14 protein-coding genes are annotated in these 18906 nt (G+C 59.0%); 9 read left to right on the top strand and 5 right to left on the bottom strand.

Going from position 1 to position 18906, the window contains the following annotated elements:
* Positions 1 to 32 precede the first annotated feature (32 nt).
* The 3 genes from ACQCLF_RS07070 to ACQCLF_RS07060 all read right to left on the bottom strand — a co-directional run bounded on the left by ACQCLF_RS07070 (position 33) and on the right by ACQCLF_RS07060 (position 4472).
* The gene (locus ACQCLF_RS07070; protein ID WP_426985664.1) at positions 33 to 2324 is read right to left on the bottom strand and encodes a putative bifunctional diguanylate cyclase/phosphodiesterase; all 2292 of its coding nucleotides are present in this window, start codon (positions 2322 to 2324) and stop codon (positions 33 to 35) included.
* 342 nt (positions 2325 to 2666) lie between these two features.
* Positions 2667 to 3731 carry a histidinol-phosphate transaminase gene (gene hisC / locus ACQCLF_RS07065; RefSeq protein WP_426985662.1) on the bottom strand — a complete coding sequence of 355 codons (1065 nt, stop codon included), beginning with the start codon at positions 3729 to 3731 and terminating at the stop codon, positions 2667 to 2669.
* A 69-nt stretch (positions 3732 to 3800) separates the two neighbouring features.
* Positions 3801 to 4472, bottom strand: coding sequence for a TetR family transcriptional regulator (locus tag ACQCLF_RS07060; protein WP_426985660.1), 672 nt, complete (start codon positions 4470 to 4472; stop codon positions 3801 to 3803).
* Positions 4473 to 4648: 176 nt separating this feature from the next.
* Between ACQCLF_RS07060 and ACQCLF_RS07055 the strand changes: the two genes are divergently transcribed.
* The 4 genes from ACQCLF_RS07055 (at position 4649) to ACQCLF_RS07040 (ending at position 11790) form a co-directional block, all read left to right on the top strand.
* Positions 4649 to 5833 carry an efflux RND transporter periplasmic adaptor subunit gene (locus ACQCLF_RS07055; protein WP_426985658.1) on the top strand — a complete coding sequence of 395 codons (1185 nt, stop codon included), beginning with the start codon at positions 4649 to 4651 and terminating at the stop codon, positions 5831 to 5833.
* A gap of 4 nt (positions 5834 to 5837) precedes the next feature.
* Positions 5838 to 9002 carry an efflux RND transporter permease subunit gene (locus ACQCLF_RS07050; RefSeq protein ID WP_426985656.1) on the top strand — a complete coding sequence of 1055 codons (3165 nt, stop codon included), beginning with the start codon at positions 5838 to 5840 and terminating at the stop codon, positions 9000 to 9002.
* A complete protein-coding gene (locus ACQCLF_RS07045; RefSeq protein WP_426985655.1) occupies positions 8999 to 10417 on the top strand; it encodes an efflux transporter outer membrane subunit in 1419 nt (472 codons plus the stop codon). Before ACQCLF_RS07050 ends, ACQCLF_RS07045 begins: the two co-directional genes overlap by 4 nt.
* Positions 10418 to 10593: 176 nt before the next feature.
* Complete coding sequence (locus ACQCLF_RS07040; protein ID WP_426985653.1) at positions 10594 to 11790, top strand: aromatic amino acid transaminase; 1197 nt, start codon at positions 10594 to 10596, stop codon at positions 11788 to 11790.
* A 10-nt stretch (positions 11791 to 11800) separates the two neighbouring features.
* Here the strand turns inward: ACQCLF_RS07040 and ACQCLF_RS07035 are convergent, their stop codons facing one another.
* Complete coding sequence (locus ACQCLF_RS07035; RefSeq protein ID WP_426985651.1) at positions 11801 to 12949, bottom strand: DUF3530 family protein; 1149 nt, start codon at positions 12947 to 12949, stop codon at positions 11801 to 11803.
* Between the two features lie 109 nt (positions 12950 to 13058).
* Between ACQCLF_RS07035 and rpe the strand changes: the two genes are divergently transcribed.
* The 5 genes from rpe (at position 13059) to trpC (ending at position 18106) form a co-directional block, all read left to right on the top strand.
* The gene (rpe, locus tag ACQCLF_RS07030) at positions 13059 to 13745 is read left to right on the top strand and encodes a ribulose-phosphate 3-epimerase (protein WP_426985649.1); all 687 of its coding nucleotides are present in this window, start codon (positions 13059 to 13061) and stop codon (positions 13743 to 13745) included.
* Positions 13746 to 14017: 272 nt separating this feature from the next.
* A complete protein-coding gene (trpE, locus tag ACQCLF_RS07025) occupies positions 14018 to 15514 on the top strand; it encodes an anthranilate synthase component I (protein ID WP_426985647.1) in 1497 nt (498 codons plus the stop codon).
* Entirely contained in the window at positions 15511 to 16089 is a 579-nt protein-coding gene (locus ACQCLF_RS07020) for an anthranilate synthase component II (RefSeq protein WP_426985645.1), read from the top strand. Before trpE ends, ACQCLF_RS07020 begins: the two co-directional genes overlap by 4 nt.
* A gap of 163 nt (positions 16090 to 16252) precedes the next feature.
* Positions 16253 to 17293 carry an anthranilate phosphoribosyltransferase gene (trpD, locus tag ACQCLF_RS07015; protein ID WP_426985643.1) on the top strand — a complete coding sequence of 347 codons (1041 nt, stop codon included), beginning with the start codon at positions 16253 to 16255 and terminating at the stop codon, positions 17291 to 17293.
* A gap of 15 nt (positions 17294 to 17308) precedes the next feature.
* Complete coding sequence (trpC, locus tag ACQCLF_RS07010) at positions 17309 to 18106, top strand: indole-3-glycerol phosphate synthase TrpC (protein WP_426985641.1); 798 nt, start codon at positions 17309 to 17311, stop codon at positions 18104 to 18106.
* A 63-nt stretch (positions 18107 to 18169) separates the two neighbouring features.
* Here the strand turns inward: trpC and crp are convergent, their stop codons facing one another.
* Entirely contained in the window at positions 18170 to 18805 is a 636-nt protein-coding gene (gene crp / locus ACQCLF_RS07005) for a cAMP-activated global transcriptional regulator CRP (RefSeq protein WP_426985639.1), read from the bottom strand.
* Positions 18806 to 18906: the final 101 nt, after the last annotated feature.

Here is an 18906-nt window from a genome sequence, read left to right as displayed (position 1 = left end):
CGAGCGGCCGCCCTCCTCCGGGCCAAAGAGAGCTAGGCCAACGCGTTCAACTTGATCACATTGCCGTCAAAAGAGAAATGCTTTCCCACGAAACGACTCTCAAACTGGCGGGCGCTCAGGGGTTTGGAAAACAAAAAGCCCTGTCCCTGATCACAGCCTTCGTCGCACAGCCAGTCCGCTTGAGCGGGTTTTTCCACGCCTTCGGCGACGACGGATAGCTGCATGTTATGCGCCAGACCGATAATCGACTTGGCGATGGCGGCATCGTTCGGGTCGCTTTCAATGTCGTGGATGAAGCTGCTGTCGATTTTCAGCTTTTGAATCGGGAAGCGTTTCAGGTACGCAAGGGAAGAGTAGCCCGTGCCAAAGTCATCGATGGCCAGGAACAGGCCCATCTGGTTCAGTTGCTTCAGCTGATTAATGGTTTCCCCGGCGTGTTCCATCGCGCAGCTTTCGGTAATCTCGAGCTCCAGACACTGGGCCGGCAAGCCGGTTTCCCGCAGAATGGTTTCCACCTTTTCCGGGAAATTACGCTGCCGGAACTGACGGGGTGAGAGGTTGACTGCCATACGGCCGACCTGTTTGCCCGCATCCAGCCAGCATTTTTGCTGGCGACAGGCTTCGCGCAGCACCCACTCACCGATGGGCGCAATCAGGCCAGTTTCCTCCGCCAGAGGAATAAAGTGTGCCGGCGACACCAGGCCGCGCTCGGGGTGTTGCCACCGCACCAGCGCTTCGATGCCCATGAGTTCCCCGGAGCGCAGATCCACTTGCGGCTGATAGTGCAGCGTGAGCTGGTTTTGCTCCACCGCGCGGCGCAAATCGTTTTCCAGCAGCAGGTAATTGACGGCGGTGGCGCTCATGCCTTTGGTGTAGAACTGGCAGTTGTTTTTACCCGCTTCCTTGGCCTTGTACATGGCGATATCGGCGTTTTTTAACAACTCATCGGCATCGGCGCCATCGTCCGGGTAGACGCTCACGCCGATACTGACGGTGGTGGTAATTTCGTGCCCGGCGATTTCCAGCGGGCGCGCCAGAGTGACCAGCAGCTTGTTGGCGATGAACACCACGTCATCCATATCGTGTACGCCTTCGAGTACCACGACAAACTCGTCACCGCCGAGCCGTGCCACGGTGTCCATATCCCGGACGCCATCATTCAGGCGCATGGCGATGGCTTTGAGCAGCAGGTCACCGGAGTCGTGGCCAAGGCTGTCGTTGATATTCTTGAAGCGGTCGATATCGAGCAGCATCAGAGCGAGCTTACTGTTGCTGCGCTGGGCGCGGGCCAGGCCGTGGTAAATACGGTCGTAGAACAACGAGCGATTGGGCAATGCAGTGAGCGAGTCGTGAAATGCCATGTAGTTCAGGCGCGACTGCTGTTCCCGCAAGGCATTCTCGGCCAGCTTGCGTTCGGAAATGTCCGTGCAGATGGTGCACACACCGAAGACGTCGTTGTCGGGGTTACGCAGGGGAAACTTCACCATTAAATAGGTGTGCAGCGTTCCGTCCTTGTGCATTAACTCCAGTTCGGTTTCGAACGTCTGTTGCCGGTCTTGAGTGGCCAGGTCGATATCCCACAGTTTTTGCGCAATGTCCCGGGGATAAACATCAAACACGTTTTTGCCGACGAAGCCCTGTTCATCGACATGTTCCAGGTGCTTGTAATGCTCGCTGGCCAGCACAACGTTGCCATCCAGATCCTTCACCGAAATCAGGGCCGGTGAATGGTGCAGAATGGCGTGCAGGTAGGTTTCACTCGCCCAGAGTGCCTGCTCGGCCAGACGATAGCGTTCGCTTTGCTCGTCATGGCGCCACATTTCGATGACCTGGCGGGCCAGCAGACCGCTGAACGCCCAGACCGTATCCAGCTCCTGCACACTGAGCTCCAGAGCGGGCAGGTCATCCCGGCTTTCCATGTAGAAGACGGCAATGGGCTTGTCATGCTCGAAAATGGGGTAGAGGTAGGCGGAGCGCGTGCCTCTGGGCGTAATGTCGTGACCCAGGCGGATAATGGCCAGGTGATCCAGCGGGAGGGCATGGCCTTCTTGGAAAACGCGTTCAATCTGTGTGTGAGGGAAGCCTTTGAGCTTTTTCAGGCTGGTGGCGAGCGCGTCGATTTCGGGGTCGTTCTGACGGTTCAGGCGGGCGACAGCCTCTACAAACAAGCGGTGGTCACGCTCAATGATCAGAGCTACCCGGCTGATCGTCGGCTTGGCCATGACCAGCTTGACCAGGCGCTCGGCGATCTGTTTGTGGTTCAGGTCGGTGAACAGCTTCTGGAACCGCTTGATCAGCTCAACCGCCGTCAATTTCGTTTGCATAGTCGCCCAATTTGGGTGGTCTTCGTCTCTCACAACAAACCCGGCGCTGCTTTCTTCAACGCCAGCTTCAGGTCCTTGTACACTTCAGAGTCCGGTGCACTTCGCTCCTGGTGCAGGAGGGCGCTCTCACGTTTCCCATACGTTGCTTTGGTTGTTTTGCGTGCCAGGCCAAGCCAATCTATTCAATTCTTGCCGAATACGCAAGAAAGTCGGGCATCGTCTTTGCTGGATCAGCGAAACCACTTGCAGCATTTGACTATTATTTTTCTGCATAACGCGAGCATCATAAGCCGGGTTTGGCGCAAGAATCAAGGCCTTACGGCCGAGCCTCTCCAAGAGCCTCTAATCGCGTCGCCGGGCAGTGAGGGCCTTGAGCAGGTGTTGCATGTCAGTGTCGCTGCCAATGGAGATGCGCAGGTAGTCCTCGATCCGGGGCTTGGCGAAATGCCGCACCAAAATCCGGGCCTCGCGCAGTTCGCGAGCAAGTTCAGCGGCGTTCTCGCCGTCGGGAACGCGCACAAAGAGGAAGTTGGCCGAAGAGGGGATAATCTGAAAACCAAGGTCGGCCAGCGCTTTCGCAGTGTGTTCGCGTGTGGCGATGACTCGATCGCGGCAAGTCTTAAAGTAATCGTCATCTTCCAGCGATGCGATGGCGGCGGCTTCAGCCAGTCGGTCCACCGGGTACGAATTGAAGGAGTTCTTCACCCGTTGTAAGCCTTCGATCAGCGCCTCTGACCCCAGTGCAAAGCCCAGCCGCAGTCCGGCCAGCGCCCGGGATTTGGAGAGGGTTTGGATGACCAGCAGGTTCGGGTAGCGGTCGATCAATGCCACCGCGCTGTCCGCCCCAAAGTCCACATAGGCTTCATCCACCACAACGACGCGCTCGGGCTGGGCGATCAGGATTGTTTCGATGTCTGCCAGCGGCAGGGCGCGTCCGGTGGGGGCGTTGGGGTTGGGAAATATGATGCCGCCGCACTCCCGTGTGTAATCCTCGGGGTTCAGGCTCAGATCGTCCGTCAGGGCGACACGCTCGAACGGAATGCCGAACAGTTGGCAGTACACCGGATAAAAGCTGTAGGAAATGTCGGGAAATAACAGCGGGCGCTCGTTCTGAAAAAAGGCCATAAACGCCAGTGCCAGAACTTCATCCGAGCCATTGCCCACAAAGGTTTGGGCCACGGAAAGGTCATAGTAGCGCGCTAATGTGTCCCTCAGGCGCACGGATTCCGGGTCCGGGTAAAGGCGCAGTCGCTCAATGGTGCTGTCGTCGAGCGCGTCTCTGACTCGTGGCGAGGGCGGGTAGGGGCTCTCGTTGGTATTGAGTTTGATCAGTCCGTCGATTTTGGGCTGTTCGCCCGGTACGTAGGGGTCCAGTTCCCGGACCCGCTGACTCCAGAAGCGTGACATGAAAGAACCTTGTGTCAAGAAAGCGTGTACTCAAAGAAGCGTACAGTGAGGGTAGTGACGAAGGCCGTATTATACATGATTGCCTTGAGTTGGCTGGTCCTGGGGAAGGCTTTTGCCCATGTCCGGGCAATTCTGCAAGGTATAGATGTAGGTGTCGACCATGCGCTCGGATTCGATGGCCAAGTCGAACGTGTCCGGCAGCAGCAGCCAGAAATAGATTAACCCGGTCAGTTTGATGTGGAGTTGCAGAATCGCCCTCTCCACGTCCAGGTCGGGGGAGAGCTGCCCGCGGGCAATGGCGTTTTGCAAGATGGTTCGCATGCTGTTGGTGGCATCCTGAAACATCTGGCGATGCCGGGAGCTTAAGGGTTCATTGTCTTCGGTCAGTTCCGTTTTGTGAAAAATGATTTCAAAGATGCGGCGGCTGCGGCTGTTCTCGGCGATATCCCGGGTCATAAACAGCAGGAAGTCGCGCATGCGGCCCAGTGGGTCTTCCTGCGTTGGCGACTCGGCAATGGCGCGCAGGTGGCGTTTGGGAATCTGGCAGCGCTCGGTGATGGCGGCGAACAGGTCGTGCTTGTTTTTGAAATGCCAATAAATGGCACCGCGAGTCAGGCCGGCCTCATCGGCGACATCGCGCAGGGAGCTGCGCGATAGCCCTTTGCGGTGGAACACGTGCTCGGCGGCTTCCAAAATCGCTTCCCGCGTTTGTTGGGCCTCTTCTTTGGTGCGTCGAACCATGGGGGCTCCCGGTTACAAAAGTAAAAGTTTGTAATGGGGTTATGGTCAACCCTATACATACATTCACGGATGAATGTAATATTACCCTTTCCTTCCATGATTTTCACCGTGTCATCGTTGAACGGCCCGGTCAGGGGCTTTTTGTGTGTGGCACCGGCTTAGAATGAGGTAAAACAATGAGGCGTATCACCCCTTTCCTGCTGCTGTCCTTTGCTGCAGCGGCCATGCTGTCTGCCTGTGGGCAGAAAGGTCAGGAGGCGGCTGGAGGCCAGATGCCCGCACCCCAGGCCGGTTTCATCGAGATTGAACCCCAGTCATTTACGTTGGTAAATGAGCTGCCCGGACGAACCTCTCCTTATCAGGTGGCGGAAGTGCGCCCCCAGGTTACGGGCCTTATCAAAGAGCGCCTGTTCGAAGAAGGGGAAATGGTAGAGGCCGGTGAACCGCTGTACCAGATCGACGATAACCTGTACCGCGCCTCTCTCGCCAATGCCAGGGGCGAGCTGGCCACGGCGCGGGCCAATCTGGAATCGGCCCAGATTACCGCCGACCGCTACGAGCGGTTGATTGAAGATCGTGCGGTGAGTCAGCAGGAACTCGATCAGGCGCGCGCCACGCTGGGTGCAGGCAAGGCCCAGGTCCAGTCAGCCGAGGCGGCGGTACAAACCGCCCGCATCAATCTGAATTACACCACCATTACCGCGCCGATCACGGGCCGAATTGGCCGTTCTGTCGTGACGGCGGGGGCGCTGGTAACCGCCAACCAAAGCCAGGCGCTGGCGACGATTCGGCAGCTCGATCCCATTTATGTCGATCTGACCCAATCCTACACAGAGCTGCGCTATCTGCGCGAAGCACTGGCGAGAGGTGAGCTGCAAACCGTCGGTGAGGATGAGGCAGCCGTGACCTTGCAGGCCGAGGGCGGCAGCTCATACGGCCACACGGGCAAGCTGCAATTTTCCGAGTACGCGGTGGATGAAAATACCGGGTCGGTGACGTTGCGGGCGCTGTTCCCCAATCCCGACGGTGAGTTGCTGCCGGGCATGTTCGTGCGTGCAAGCCTGCCGCAGGCCAGCCGCGCCAGCGCGATCCTGGTGCCGCAAAAAGCCGTGGCACGCGAGCCAACGGGCGGCACGTCGGCGCTGGTGATTGGCGAAAACAATATCGTTGAGAAGCGTCAGGTGGTGACCGAGCGCACCGTGGGCAACCAGTGGCTGGTGACCGAGGGGCTCGACGTAGGGGACCGTCTCATTGTGGATGGCTTACAGAAGATTCGCCCGGGCAGCCCGGTTACGCCGGTGTCCGTCGTCGAGGAGCAGAACCGCGCTTCCTCCAACGCCGAAGAAATAACGCAGGACTGATTTCATGGCTCGCTTTTTTATTGACCGCCCCATTTTTGCGTGGGTGATCGCCATTGTTTTGATGATGGCGGGCAGCCTCGCGATTTATAACCTGCCGGTCGAGCAGTACCCGACGGTGGCGCCTCCAGAGGTCACCATTTCGGCAACGTATCCGGGAGCTTCCGCACAAGCGGTGGAAACGTCGGTGACCCAGATCGTCGAGCAATCGATGACCGGCATCGACAACATGCTGTACATGTCCTCCACCAGTGACTCGGCGGGCAACGCTCAGATCCGCCTGACGTTTGCGGCGGGTACAGACCCCGACATCGCCCAGGTACAGGTGCAAAACAAACTCCAGCAAGCCACTTCCCGGCTGCCGCAAATTGTGCAGCAGCAGGGCATTAGTGTGACGAAGTCTTCGGACTCGTTTTTGATGATTGTCGGGTTTACCTCTGAAGACGGGCGTATGACCCGCTCGGGTATTGCCGACTACGTGGCCGCCAACGTGTACGACCCGGTCTCGCGTATTCAGGGGGTGGGCCAGGTTAACTTGTTTGGCGCCCAGTACGCGATGCGTGTCTGGCTCGATCCCAACAAGCTGAATGAATACCGTTTGACGCCCTCCGATGTCACGTCGGCGATTCAGGTACAGAACAATCAGGTCGTGGGCGGTCAGCTCGGCGGCTTGCCCGCAGTGGATAGCCAGCAAATGAATGCCACAGTGGTGGTGCAGACGCTGCTGGAAACCCCGGAAGAGTTCGGAAAAATTCTGCTTAAAGTGTCCCAGGACGGTTCCCGCGTTCTGCTGCGCGATGTTGCCCGTGTTGAAATGGGGGCAGAGAGTTACGCCATTGAAGGGCGTCTGAACGGTCAGCCCGCCGGTGGCCTGGGGATCAATCTGGCCTCGGGCGCGAACGCGCTGGAAACCGCCAAACTGGTGCGGGCCAAAATCGAAGAGCTGAAGCCGTTCTTCCCGGATGGACTCGTTGCCAAATATCCCTACGACACCACACCGTTTGTGAAGCTTTCGATTCTGGAAGTGGTTAAGACGCTGTTTGAAGGCATCGGGCTGGTGTTCCTGGTGATGTATCTGTTCCTGCAGAATTTCCGGGCAACGCTCATCCCCACCATTGCGGTTCCCGTGGTCTTGCTCGGCACGTTTGCGATTCTCTACGCCTGTGGGTTTACGGTTAACACGCTGACGATGTTCGGCATGGTGTTGGCGATCGGGCTGCTGGTGGATGACGCCATTGTGGTGGTGGAAAACGTCGAGCGGGTCATGGCCGAAGAGGGGCTGAGTCCGCTGGAAGCCACGCGAAAATCCATGGACCAGATTACCGGCGCGCTGATCGGTATTGCGTTGGTGCTCTCTGCGGTATTCGTGCCCATGGCATTTTTCCCGGGTTCCACCGGTGCGATTTACCGGCAGTTCTCCATCACGATTGTGTCCGCGATGGGACTTTCAGTGCTGGTGGCGTTGATCCTGACTCCGGCACTGTGTGCCACGATGCTCAAGCCGCACAAAGGCGACCATCAGACCAAGAGAGGCTTCTTTGGCTGGTTTAACCGCAGCTTTGACAAAGCGTCTGGCAGTTACCGCAGTCGTGTGGAAAAAATTATCGGCCGCCGTGGCCGTTACGGATTAATTTACCTGGCAGTGGTGGCGGTACTGGCGTTCAGCTTTACGCGTCTGCCGTCTGCGTTTTTGCCGGAGGAAGACCAGGGCATGCTGCTCGCGCAGGTGCAGTTGCCTGTGGGCGCCACTATGGATCAGACGCTGGATGTGTTGCGCAAAATGGAGCACCACTTCCTGGTGGATGAAGCCGATGCGGTGGACTCTATGTTCACGGCGGCCGGCTTCAGTTTCTCCGGGCGTGGTCAAAATGCCGGTTTTGCGTTTATTCGTCTTAAAGACTGGAGCGAACGCGATCTTGACAGCAACGGGGTGCAGGCGCTTATTGGCCGGGCGATGGGACGTTTCTCGGAGATTCGTGAAGCGGTTATTTTTGCCTTGAACCCCCCGGCCATTCCGGCCCTGGGTGTGTCGGCCGGTTTCAACTTCCAGCTGCAGGATCGCGCCGGTCAGGGGCACGACGCTCTGGTGGCGGCACGGGACCAGTTGCTGATGGCGGCCAATCAAAACCCGGCGCTGAGTCAGGTTCGCTACAGCGGTTTGCCCGATGCGCCACAGTACAACGTACAGGTGGATCGTCAGGAAGCACGCGCGCTCGGACTGCCGTTGAGTGACGTGAATACCACGATGGCGGTGGCCTGGGGGTCGAGCTACGTCAACGACTTCATTGACCGGGGGCGGATCAAGCGGGTGTACGTGCAGTCGGATGCGCCTTACCGGATGTTGCCGGAGGATGTGGATGACTGGTTTGTGCGCAATGAAGCCGGCGAGATGGTGCCGTTTTCCAATTTCGCCACGGGTGAGTGGGAGTACGGATCGCAGCAGCGTCAGCGCTACAATGGTTTGTCTTCCATGAATATTCAGGGCTCTCCCTCACCGGGGTTCAGTACGGGTGAGGCCATGCTGGCCATGGAAGCGCTTGCGCAGGAATTGCCGGACGGTTTCGGTTTCGAGTGGACCGGGCTTTCCTTCCAGGAGCGTCAGGCGGGCAGCCAGGCGCCGGCGTTGTATGCGCTGTCGTTGATTGTCGTCTTCCTGTGTCTGGCGGCCTTGTACGAAAGCTGGTCCATTCCGTTTGCGGTCATGCTGGTGGTGCCGCTGGGTGTGATTGGTGCGGTGGCCGCCGCCATATTGCGAGGATTGAGCAACGACGTATTCTTCCAGGTGGGGCTGTTGACCACGATTGGTTTGTCCGCGAAGAACGCTATTTTGATTGCCGAATTCGCGCTCGATCTTGAAAAAGAGGGGCGCAGTTTGTTGCGCGCCACGCTGGATGCCACCCGCATGCGGTTGCGCCCGATCCTGATGACGTCGCTGGCTTTCGGGTTGGGGGTAACGCCACTGATGCTCAGCTCGGGCGCTGGCTCGGGTGCCCGTAACGCGATCGGAACCGGGGTGTTCGGCGGCGTAGTAGCGGCCACCGTGCTCGCGATTTTCTTTATCCCCATGTTCTATGTGGTCATGCGCCGGCTGTCCGGCGTGCCACTCACCAAGCCGGAAGAGGATGGCGACAGCGATTCGTTGCCCAACAAGCCGCAGGAGAACCCGTCATGAGAATCTGGACTTCGTCAGCGCTGGTGGCGCTCGTCCTGAGCGGTTGCACCATGATCCCGGGCGACCCGACCCCTGAGGCGCCGGTGCCCGACGCCATTGGTGAGCGGGCCGCCGATGTAGAACCGGTCCGTCTGCCTGGCTGGGAAGCCCTGTTTGAGGATGAACAGCTACAGGCACTGGTGCATGCGGCCTTGCAAAACAATCGCAACCTGAGAGTGGCTTTGCTGGATGTGGAGGCCGCGCGTGCGCAATATCGCATTGAGCGTTCTTCCCTGGCGCCCTCTTTGAATGTTTATGCCGACGGCACTCGACAGCGAGTACCGGGTGAGCTGAGCACCACTGGCGAGAGCGTGGTGACCAGTCAGTACAGCGCGGGGCTGGGGCTGGCGTCCTACGAACTCGATCTGTTCGGCCGCTTGCGCAGCCTGAATGCCGCGGCATTGGAAACGTATCTGGGCACCGAGGAAGCGCGGCGCAGTGCGTGGATTACTCTGGTGTCCGAGGTGGCCAATGCGTATTTGACGCTGCTGGCGGATCAGCAAAACCTGGCCATTAGTGAGGAAACGCTGGAGGCCCAGCAGGACTCGGTGGATCTGGTCACCCGTCGCGTAGATGCAGGGCTGGGTTCGGAGCTGGATGTACGGCAGGCCGAAATTGCGCTGGAAACCGCTCGGGCTAATCGTGTGCGCTACCAGCGTCTGGTGTCGGAGGATCGCAATGCACTGGCGGTTCTGGTAGGCGGCGCTCTCCCCGTGGTCGAGTCGCGCGACCTGACTGAATCCACTGTGGCGGTGCTCGCTGGAGTCCCGGCGGGACTGGATTCGGACGTGCTGTTGGCCCGGCCGGATATCCGGCAGGCCGAGCATGCGCTGCAGGCGGCCAATGCCAATATCGGGGCGGCCCGTGCGGCGTTCTTCCCCCGTCTTTCCCTGACCGGCACGGTCGGTTCGGCCAGTCGGGAATTTTCGGGTTTGTTTGAGAGTGGCAATGACGCCTGGTCGTTCTCGCCGCAAATTTCCCTGCCGATTTTCGCCGGTGGTCGCAACAGTGCCAATTTGACGGTCGCCGAAGTGCGCCGCGATCAACGCATTGCGGATTATGAGCAAACGGTGCAACGAGCGTTTCAGGAAGTGGCGGATGCGATGGCGGCTCGAACCTTCCTGGCCGACCAGATTCAGGCGCAAAGTGCGCTGGTAGCGGCCACTGAGCGTTCTCTGGAACTGGCGGAAGTCCGCTATGAGGGGGGCGTGAGTGATTATCTGGCGGTACTGGATGCTCGCCGTGAGTTGCTCGGCTCCCGCCAGTCGCTGGTGAGCCTGCGCCAGCAAATGCTGGCCAACCGGGTCACGCTGTACCGCGCGTTGGGCGGTGGCGAATGGGCCGATCAGCCGACGGTGCTGGGCACCGTTGAATAGCGTGAACCGCGCAACAGACTTTTCTTTGCGGGCTTCGGCCCGCTTTTTTTTGTGATGGCAACTTTTTGTGATGAGAATGTCTGGGAGAATGAAAGTTCGAGAACATTGTTGTTCCGTGCTTCTATAATATGGGTCATTGAATCCAGCCATCGATTGTTACCGCTCCGGAGCTTTTTATGTTTGCGTCGTTATCTCTGCTGCCGAATGACCCCATCCTTGGGTTGAGTATTGCGTTTCAGCGAGACACGCATCCGAATAAGGTGGATTTGGGGGTGGGCGTTTACCGCAACGCTTCCGGCGTGACACCCGTGATGGCGGCTGTTCGAGAAGCGGAGCAGTGGCTTCTTCGTGAAGAAACCTCTAAGGGGTATACGCCACCGGATGGGTACCCGGGGTCCAACCAGGCGGTTCGCGAGCTGGCGCTGGGGCTTGATCATCCGGCGCTCGCGGCAGGGCGAGTGGCAACGGTTCAAACCCCCGGAGGGTGCGGCGCTTTACGGCTGGCGGCGGAACTGGTGCAACGGGCCAGCCCAGGAGCCCAGGTGTGGGTGAGCAACCCCACCTGGGCCAACCACGGACCGCTGCTGGGCAATGCGGGACTGTCGTTGAAAGAATATCCGTACTATGACTTCGAGCGTCATACGCTGGATTTTGACCGCATGTTGGCGGCGCTGCAAACCGTTCCCGCTGGCGATATTGTGCTGCTGCACGCGGCCTGCCATAACCCGTGCGGCGCTGATCTGACGCCCTCCCAGTGGCAGCAGGTCACGGATCTGGCGAAGGCGCAAGGCTTTATCCCATTCATCGACATGGCTTATCAGGGGTTTGGCGAAGGGTTGGAGGAGGATGCCTGCGGCCCACGTTTAATGGCCAAGCAGCTGCCTGAAGTGGTGTTGGCGGTCTCCTTTTCCAAAAATTTTGGCCTGTACCGCGAGCGTGCCGGTGCATTACTGGTGGTGGGTGAAGGCCGCTCCCAGGCGGAGGCCGTTCAGTCGCAATTGCTCAGTGTGGCGCGGGGACTTTATTCAATGCCCCCGGCGCACGGCAGTGCGTTGGTCGCGACCATCTGGCAGTCGGAAGCGCTGCGTGAGCAGTGGCGTGAGGAACTGGCCGAGATGCGTGGGCGCATTCAGGTATTGCGTCAGTCGCTGGTGGGCGCGCTGGCGAAAGCGGTGCCCGAGCGAGACTTTGGCTTTATTGCCCGCGAGCGCGGGATGTTCTCGTTCCTGGGGTTGTCCGAGACCGAAGTGGGGCGTTTGCAGCGGGACTTCAGCATTTACATGACCGATAACAGCCGTATCAACGTAGCGGGCCTGAATCAGGATAAAGTGGATTATGTGGCCGAGGCCGTTGCTCGTGTTCTGAACGGGTAATCACGGTGTTTCATGGCCGATCACCTTCGGCATCGCGCGGCCTTTCCGACGGACGCAGCCGCACCTCCCGGCCCTCGGCCTGCCGTTGCATAAACCCCTGGATGCGTCGCACCCAGGTGCTGTCCGTGCTCTGCAAGTCATGCACATCAGGTCGCCCAATGATAAACCGCTGGTAATGACTCAGTTGTTGACGTTTCGCGATGTCGCGGTGGCGACGGGCCTGGGTGCGTGCCATATCCGAGTGCCCGACAAAGACATCCAGGACGGGTAACTCCGGGATAGAGAACAGGGCAGTGAGAGCGTCGTTATCCAGAGGGTGGTGGGCACTGGGGTGATTGACAACAATCAAGGCCCGGATGGGTCCGGACAGCGGACTCTCGCCGTTATCCGGAGGGTCGTCGCGAACCGAGTCTGCCAGTTGTGGTTGCAATGTGGCCATGACCGCCTCGGCGGCAAGCGGTTCAACCAGCACTACAAGATTCCCCTGCCCGTTGCGGGCAAGCCATTGCAGCGCGGCGTTCACACGGTCGGCGATCCGTTCATCCCTGGGCGGTAGGGGCAGCGGTTGTACGTCGATCTCGGTCTCCGTCGTACTCTCCACCGTGTTCTCCGGCTGAGGTTCTGGTTGAGGTTCGGGCCGGGGAGGTACCGCCTCAGGGGTCGGCAAGGGAAGCGTTACGGCGAAGGTGGCCCAACCGTGGCGGGGCAGAGCCTGTCGCAAATTGCCCAGCTCCGGTGACCAGTGAGGCGGTTGCTCCGAGCTGCGAAACATCAGCAAGACACCCTTCGGTGAGGCCATCGCCGGACGGTACAGCGCCAGCACATCGCCCTCCGGCAGCGAGAGCCAGCGAGTCTCATCCGGAAAACGGTTGGCCAGCAAGTGCTGATCGCGCTCGGCGCGGGAGGCGTACTGAGGGCGTTCGGGTTCCACCGGTGGAGCTGCGTCTTCTTCGGCGGCGGCTTCTGCCGAACCAGCAGCAGGCGGCTGCGCGGGAGTCGTGGATTCGGTGTTGCCGGTTTCGGCGAGATCGGGCGCCTGTGCCTGTGTGGGGGCTGCCACCAGCCAGAGGCTCAGCCATAATGCCGGACCGCTAAGGCGGCTCGTTCCGGCGCGGCGCAATGGCTTGGCGCGGAGCAGTAGAGCGGTGGCGATGGTCATAAACGGTGGATCTCCGCAGCGACTGCCATTGGGGCGGTATTATTCGCTACAATGGAGCCATTATGTTTAGTGAATCGTTCCTATCTTATCAACCTTCATCGGATCGTTTATGCAAAACTTGAAGCGGGATTACCGAATCGCTCCCTCTATTCTCTCTGCCGACTTCGCCCGGCTCGGTGAAGAGGCTAAGGCGGTGCTGTCTGCCGGCGGCGATATGATTCACTTCGATGTGATGGACAACCACTACGTGCCCAACCTGACCTTCGGGCCCATGGTCTGCAAAGCGTTGCGCCGGTACGGCATCGAGGCGCCCATTGATGTTCATTTGATGGTGGAACCGGTGGACGATCTGATTGAGAGTTTCGCCGAAGCGGGTGCCACATACATCACTTTTCATCCCGAAGCCTCGCGGCACGTGGACCGCTCCCTGCAACTGATTGAAAATGCCGGCTGCAAAGCCGGGCTGGTACTGAACCCCGCTTCGAGCCTCGAGCTGGTACGTCACGTGCTGGACCGGTTGGATATGTTGCTGCTGATGTCGGTCAACCCCGGTTTCGGGGGGCAGATGTTTATTCCAGCCACGCTCGATAAACTGCGCGAAGCTCGTGCGTTGATTGACCGCAGCGGCAAGGACATACGGCTCGAGGTCGACGGTGGTGTCAATTTGGACACCTTGAGCTCGGTGGCCGAAGCGGGGGCGGATACCTTTGTTGCGGGGTCTGCCATTTTTAACGCGCCCGATTACGCCGAGGTTATTGCGAAAATGCGTGCGCAACTGGCGAAAATGACCGATTGAAGGCGGCGGGGGCTGGCCCCGGCCGTCGGTTTTGAGTAAACTCTGGACCGTAAACGTTTTGGAGAAGCACGTGATTCTGTCAGGCTTATATCTGAACATTCCCTCCGCTGCGTCCGCCCGATGGCGTAGCTGAAGTCTATCAGGGCCAGGCCTGCGCCGGGTCCTCGCTGTCTCGGCACGTCTGACGTGCTGCTTTCAATACCCTCGCTCATCGGCTGATTGCGCCTGTGCCTCGTGCTGTGTGAGCGAACGACATCACAAAAGGTATAAGCATGACTCCCGAACAATTTTCCCAATTGGCGGCGGAAGGTTACAACCGCATTCCGGTGATGCACGAAGTGCTGGCCGACCTGGATACGCCGTTATCATCCTACTTGAAGCTGGCCCGCGGTCCTTACTCCTATCTGTTTGAATCGGTCCAGGGTGGGGAAAAATGGGGGCGTTACTCCATGATCGGTCTGCCGGCCCGTCGTGTGCTCAAGGCTTACGGGGATCGTGTACAGCTTGAGTGCGACGGTGAGATTGAAGAGCAATTCGACTGTCGTGATCCCCTGGCGTTCGTGGAAGAATACAAGCAACGCTTTCGCGCCCCTGATCTACCCGGCCTGCCGCGCTTCACCGGTGGCCTGGTGGGCTATTTTGGCTACGATTGCGTGCGCTATGTCGAACCCCATCTGAAAGAGACCACGCCAGCGGATGCGCTGGGCAATCCGGATATTTTGCTGATGGTGTCCGATGAGGTGCTGGTGTTTGACAACCTCGCCGGTAAATTGATTTTGGTGATTCACGCCAACCCCGACATCGACGGCGCTTACGACAAAGCGCAAGCCCGTCTGGCGGAGCTTGAGGCTCAGCTGCGGGCACCGATGCCGCCGCTGCCGGAGGTGGGACTGCCCCGCGCTGAAGGGCCGGAGCAGAGCTTTACCTCCCACATGGGTGAAGACGGCTACAAAACTGCGGTGGAGAAGATCAAGGCATACACCCTGGCGGGCGATATTATGCAGGTGGTGCCCTCCCAGCGACTGTCGATTGATTACCAGGCCGAGCCGCTCAATCTGTACCGCGCCCTGCGCAGCCTGAACCCCTCGCCCTATATGTATTTTCTGGACTTGGGCGATCATCAGGTGGTGGGTTCCAGCCCTGAAATTCTGGCGCGCCTCGAAGAGGGGCAGGTAACGGTGCGGCCGATTGCCGGCACCCGGCGTCGGGGGCGCACACCGGAGGAAGATCAGGCGATGGAGCAGGATCTGGTCAACGATCCGAAAGAAATTGCCGAGCACCTGATGTTGATTGATCTGGGGCGCAACGATGTGGGCCGAGTATCGCAAACCGGCACCGTGAAACTGACCGACAAAATGGTGGTGGAACGCTACTCTCACGTCATGCACATCACCTCCAACGTGACCGGGCAACTGAAGCCGGGGCTGGAGGCCATGGATGTGCTGCGCGCCGCCCTGCCCGCCGGCACCCTGTCGGGGGCACCCAAAATCCGGGCGATGGAAATTATCGACGAGCTGGAAAGTGAAAAGCGTGGTATCTATGGCGGCGCGGTCGGCTATATCGGCTGGAATGGCAATATGGATACCGCCATTGCCATCCGCACGGCGGTTATCAAGAATGGCAAGCTGTATGTTCAGGCCGGCGGCGGTATCGTGGCGGACTCGGTGCCCGAACTGGAGTGGAAGGAAACCATGAACAAGGCACGCGCGATTTTTCGGGCGGTGGACATGGTGAACCGGGGCATTGCGTCAGAGGGAGCACAGTCATGATACTGATGATCGATAATTACGATTCTTTTACCTACAACGTCGTGCAGTACCTGGCGGAGCTGGGCGCGGATGTTCAGGTGGTGCGCAATGACGAAATCACCGTCGACGAGGTGGGGCGGCTGGCACCAGAGAAAATTGTGATTTCACCGGGTCCCTGCACGCCGAATGAAGCGGGCGTATCGCTGGACGTGATCAAGACCTACTCCGGAAAAATTCCCCTGTTGGGAATCTGCCTGGGCCACCAGGCCATCGGCCAGGCGTTCGGTGGCGATGTGATCCGCGCACCGCACGTGATGCACGGTAAAACCTCGCCCGTTTATCATGAAGACCGGGGCGTATTTCGAGGATTGAATAATCCCCTGCAGGCGACGCGCTACCATTCGCTGGTGGTCGATCGTAACACCCTGCCGGATTGCCTGGAAATTACCGCCTGGACTCAGGACGCATCCGGTCAGCCCGCCGAGATCATGGGGGTGCGGCATAAAACGCTGTCGGTGGAGGGGGTACAGTTTCACCCCGAATCCATTCTGACTGAGCAGGGACACGAGTTGCTGAACAATTTTTTGCGCGGCTGAAACAGTCGTGTCAGAATCGACTGGCCGTGATGACGCAAAGGAGTGCGGCGACCATTACAACGATGATACGGCTGACCGAGTGTTCACACCCTGGGGAGTGAGTGAGAGAGTGTAAGGCGCGCAAACGCCCTTCATACTCACGATAACAAAACGGGAGATGCACATGGACTTAAAGCAAGCCTTGGCCCGAGTGGTCGAGAAAATTGACTTGTCCACCGAAGAAATGACCACGGTGATGACCGAGATCATGACCGGCGGTGCCACCGAAGCCCAGATTGGCGGCTTTTTGGTGGGGCTGCGAATGAAAGGCGAAACCCTGGATGAGATTACCGGGGCCGCAATGGCCATGCGGGATCTGGCCCAAGGCGTGGAAATTGACGCCGAGTTCCTGGTGGATACCTGCGGTACCGGCGGTGATGGCGCCAATCTGTTCAATATTTCCACCGCCAGTGCCTTCGTGGTGGCAGCGGCGGGAGGTCGGGTCGCCAAGCATGGCAATCGCTCGGTGTCCAGTTCCACCGGCAGTGCGGATGTGCTCGAAGAGGCGGGTATCAACCTGAACATCACGCCGGAGCAGGTGGCGCGTTGCGTCCGTGAGATCGGTGTGGGCTTTATGTTCGCGCCCGTTCATCACGGTGCCATGCGCTATGCGGTGGGGCCGCGTAAAGAGTTGGGGCTGCGCACGATTTTCAACATGCTCGGCCCGATGACCAATCCGGCCAATGTGCGGCGGCAAGTGATCGGCGTCTTCAACGGCGAGTTGTGTCGCCCCATGGCGCAAGTGCTGCATCGGCTCGGCAGTGAACATGTGATGGTCGTACACGCCAAAGATGGGCTGGATGAAATCAGTCTGGCGGCGGAAACCCAGGTGGCCGAATTGAAAAATGGTGAAGTCACAGAGTATGTGATCAAACCGGAAGACTTCGGGGTGCAGAGCAAAAGCCTGATCGGACTGGGTGTGAGTAATGCGGCCGAGTCGTTGGGGTTGATTAAAGACGCGCTGGGTAATCGGCGCGGGCAATATGCCGAGAAAGCCGCCGATATTATCACGCTCAATGCGGGCGCCGCGATCTACGTCAGTGGCGTTGCCGACAGCCTGGAGGAGGGTGTCGAGATGGCGCGTGACGCGATTGGCAGCAGCCTGGCGGGAGAGAAAATCCGCGAACTGGCGGCTTTCACCCAGTGTTTCAAAAGCGAGTTCTAACACGAGGAGACTGGTGTGAGTGAGACCCCGACAGTGCTGCGCAAGATTGTGGCGCGCAAGCATGAAGAAGTGGCCGAGCGTCAACAGCGGCGCTCGCTGGATGAACTGCGCCAGAGCCTGCTGCATTTGCCGGACACGCGCGGTTTTGTGCAGGCCATCGCCGACCGGGTGGAGAGCGGCCAGTCGGCCGTGATCGCAGAGATCAAAAAAGCCTCTCCCAGTAAGGGTGTGATTCGCGAGCATTTTCACCCGGCCGAGCTGGCCCGCAGCTACGAAAAGGGCGGCGCCACCTGCTTGTCGGTGCTGACCGATGTGGACTTTTTCCAGGGCTCGGATGACTACCTTCAGGAAGCCCGCGAAGCCGTGGCTCTTCCCGTTATCCGCAAGGACTTCATTATTGACGAGTACCAGGTCTACGAAGCTCGTGCCATGGGGGCCGACTGCATTTTGCTGATCGTGGCGGCGCTGGAGCCCGAGCAGTTGCGCGCCTTGAATACGCTGGCGCTGGAGCTTGGCCTGGATGTGCTGGTGGAGGTCCACAACCTGGCTGAGCTGGAGGTGGCGCTGGAGTTGCCCAACAAGTTGATCGGGATTAACAACCGCAACTTGCACACGTTCGAGGTAGACTTAAAAACGACCTACGACTTGCTGCCCGCCATTGATAGCGAGCGGATTGTGGTGACCGAGAGCGGTATTTTGTCGCCGGACGATGTGGTTGCGATGCGTCGCCGCCATGTTCACAGCTTTCTGGTGGGTGAGGCCTTCATGAGAGAGGATGAGCCAGGCGAAGCGCTGGCGCGCTTTTTCCGCTGAGTAAGAGTGCATGCCGCTGGCAAGCAGCGCATGCCTCTTTCGTCTATACGGGACGGGCTGAAGTCAGCGAGTCCCGTAAACCACCATCGTTTTACCGCGCACTTCCACGAGCCCTTGATCCTCAAGCGTTTTCAGAACGCGTCCGACCATCTCCCGTGAGCAACCGACAATCCGGCCAATTTCCTGGCGCGTAATTTTGATTTGCATGCCATCGGGGTGGGTAATGGCGTCGGGTTCCTTGCACAGATCAAGCAGAGTGCGAGCCACGCGGCCAGTGACATCCAAAAAGGCCAGGTCGCCCACTTTGCGGGTGGTGGCTCGCAGTCGACGTGCCATTTGGCTGCTCAATGCAAACACGAACTCGGGGTTCTCGCTCGCGATCTCCTGAAACTTGCTGTAGCTGATTTCGGCGACTTCGCATTCGGACTTGGCCCGAACCCAGGCGCTGCGGGAATCTTCCTGATCAAACAGTCCCATTTCTCCGAAAAAGTCGCCATCATTCAGGTAGGCGACAATCATTTCCCGGCCTTCGTCGTCCTCAATCAGAACCGTGACGGAGCCGCGCACAATGTAATAGAGGGAGTCGCTTTTATCTCCCGCGTAGATAATCGTGCTCTTCGCCGGATAACGCCGACGGTGGCAGTGGCTGAGAAACTCGTCCACATGACTGATTTGGGGTGTTAAGGACACGGCGACCAAGGTGCAGCTCCTAGTTTTTTGAACATTATCAACAGGTTAACGGCGGGCATTATGACCCTAAATACAATGACTTGCTAGTTGGGGCTCACTTCTCGCTGGCC

This window comes from Marinimicrobium sp. ARAG 43.8 (genome assembly GCF_050113635.1).
Lineage (GTDB): Bacteria > Pseudomonadota > Gammaproteobacteria > Pseudomonadales > Cellvibrionaceae > Marinimicrobium.
Note: the sequence above shows the minus strand (reverse complement) of the source record. Positions and strands in the feature narration are given on the sequence as shown.

Bases quoted from the DNA above. Each gene is read 5' to 3' on its own strand.
- ACQCLF_RS07070 (WP_426985664.1), bottom strand. From the start codon at position 2,324: ATGCAAACGAAATTGACGGCGGTTGAGCTGATCAAGCGGTTCCAGAAG.
- ACQCLF_RS07035 (WP_426985651.1), bottom strand. From the start codon at position 12,949: ATGACCATCGCCACCGCTCTACTGCTCCGCGCCAAGCCATTGCGCCGC.
- ACQCLF_RS07045 (WP_426985655.1), top strand. From the start codon at position 8,999: ATGAGAATCTGGACTTCGTCAGCGCTGGTGGCGCTCGTCCTGAGCGGT.
- ACQCLF_RS07055 (WP_426985658.1), top strand. From the start codon at position 4,649: ATGAGGCGTATCACCCCTTTCCTGCTGCTGTCCTTTGCTGCAGCGGCC.
- ACQCLF_RS07020 (WP_426985645.1), top strand. From the start codon at position 15,511: ATGATACTGATGATCGATAATTACGATTCTTTTACCTACAACGTCGTG.
- ACQCLF_RS07060 (WP_426985660.1), bottom strand. From the start codon at position 4,472: ATGGTTCGACGCACCAAAGAAGAGGCCCAACAAACGCGGGAAGCGATT.
- rpe (WP_426985649.1), top strand. From the start codon at position 13,059: ATGCAAAACTTGAAGCGGGATTACCGAATCGCTCCCTCTATTCTCTCT.
- trpE (WP_426985647.1), top strand. From the start codon at position 14,018: ATGACTCCCGAACAATTTTCCCAATTGGCGGCGGAAGGTTACAACCGC.
- trpD (WP_426985643.1), top strand. From the start codon at position 16,253: ATGGACTTAAAGCAAGCCTTGGCCCGAGTGGTCGAGAAAATTGACTTG.
- hisC (WP_426985662.1), bottom strand. From the start codon at position 3,731: ATGTCACGCTTCTGGAGTCAGCGGGTCCGGGAACTGGACCCCTACGTA.
- ACQCLF_RS07040 (WP_426985653.1), top strand. From the start codon at position 10,594: ATGTTTGCGTCGTTATCTCTGCTGCCGAATGACCCCATCCTTGGGTTG.
- ACQCLF_RS07050 (WP_426985656.1), top strand. From the start codon at position 5,838: ATGGCTCGCTTTTTTATTGACCGCCCCATTTTTGCGTGGGTGATCGCC.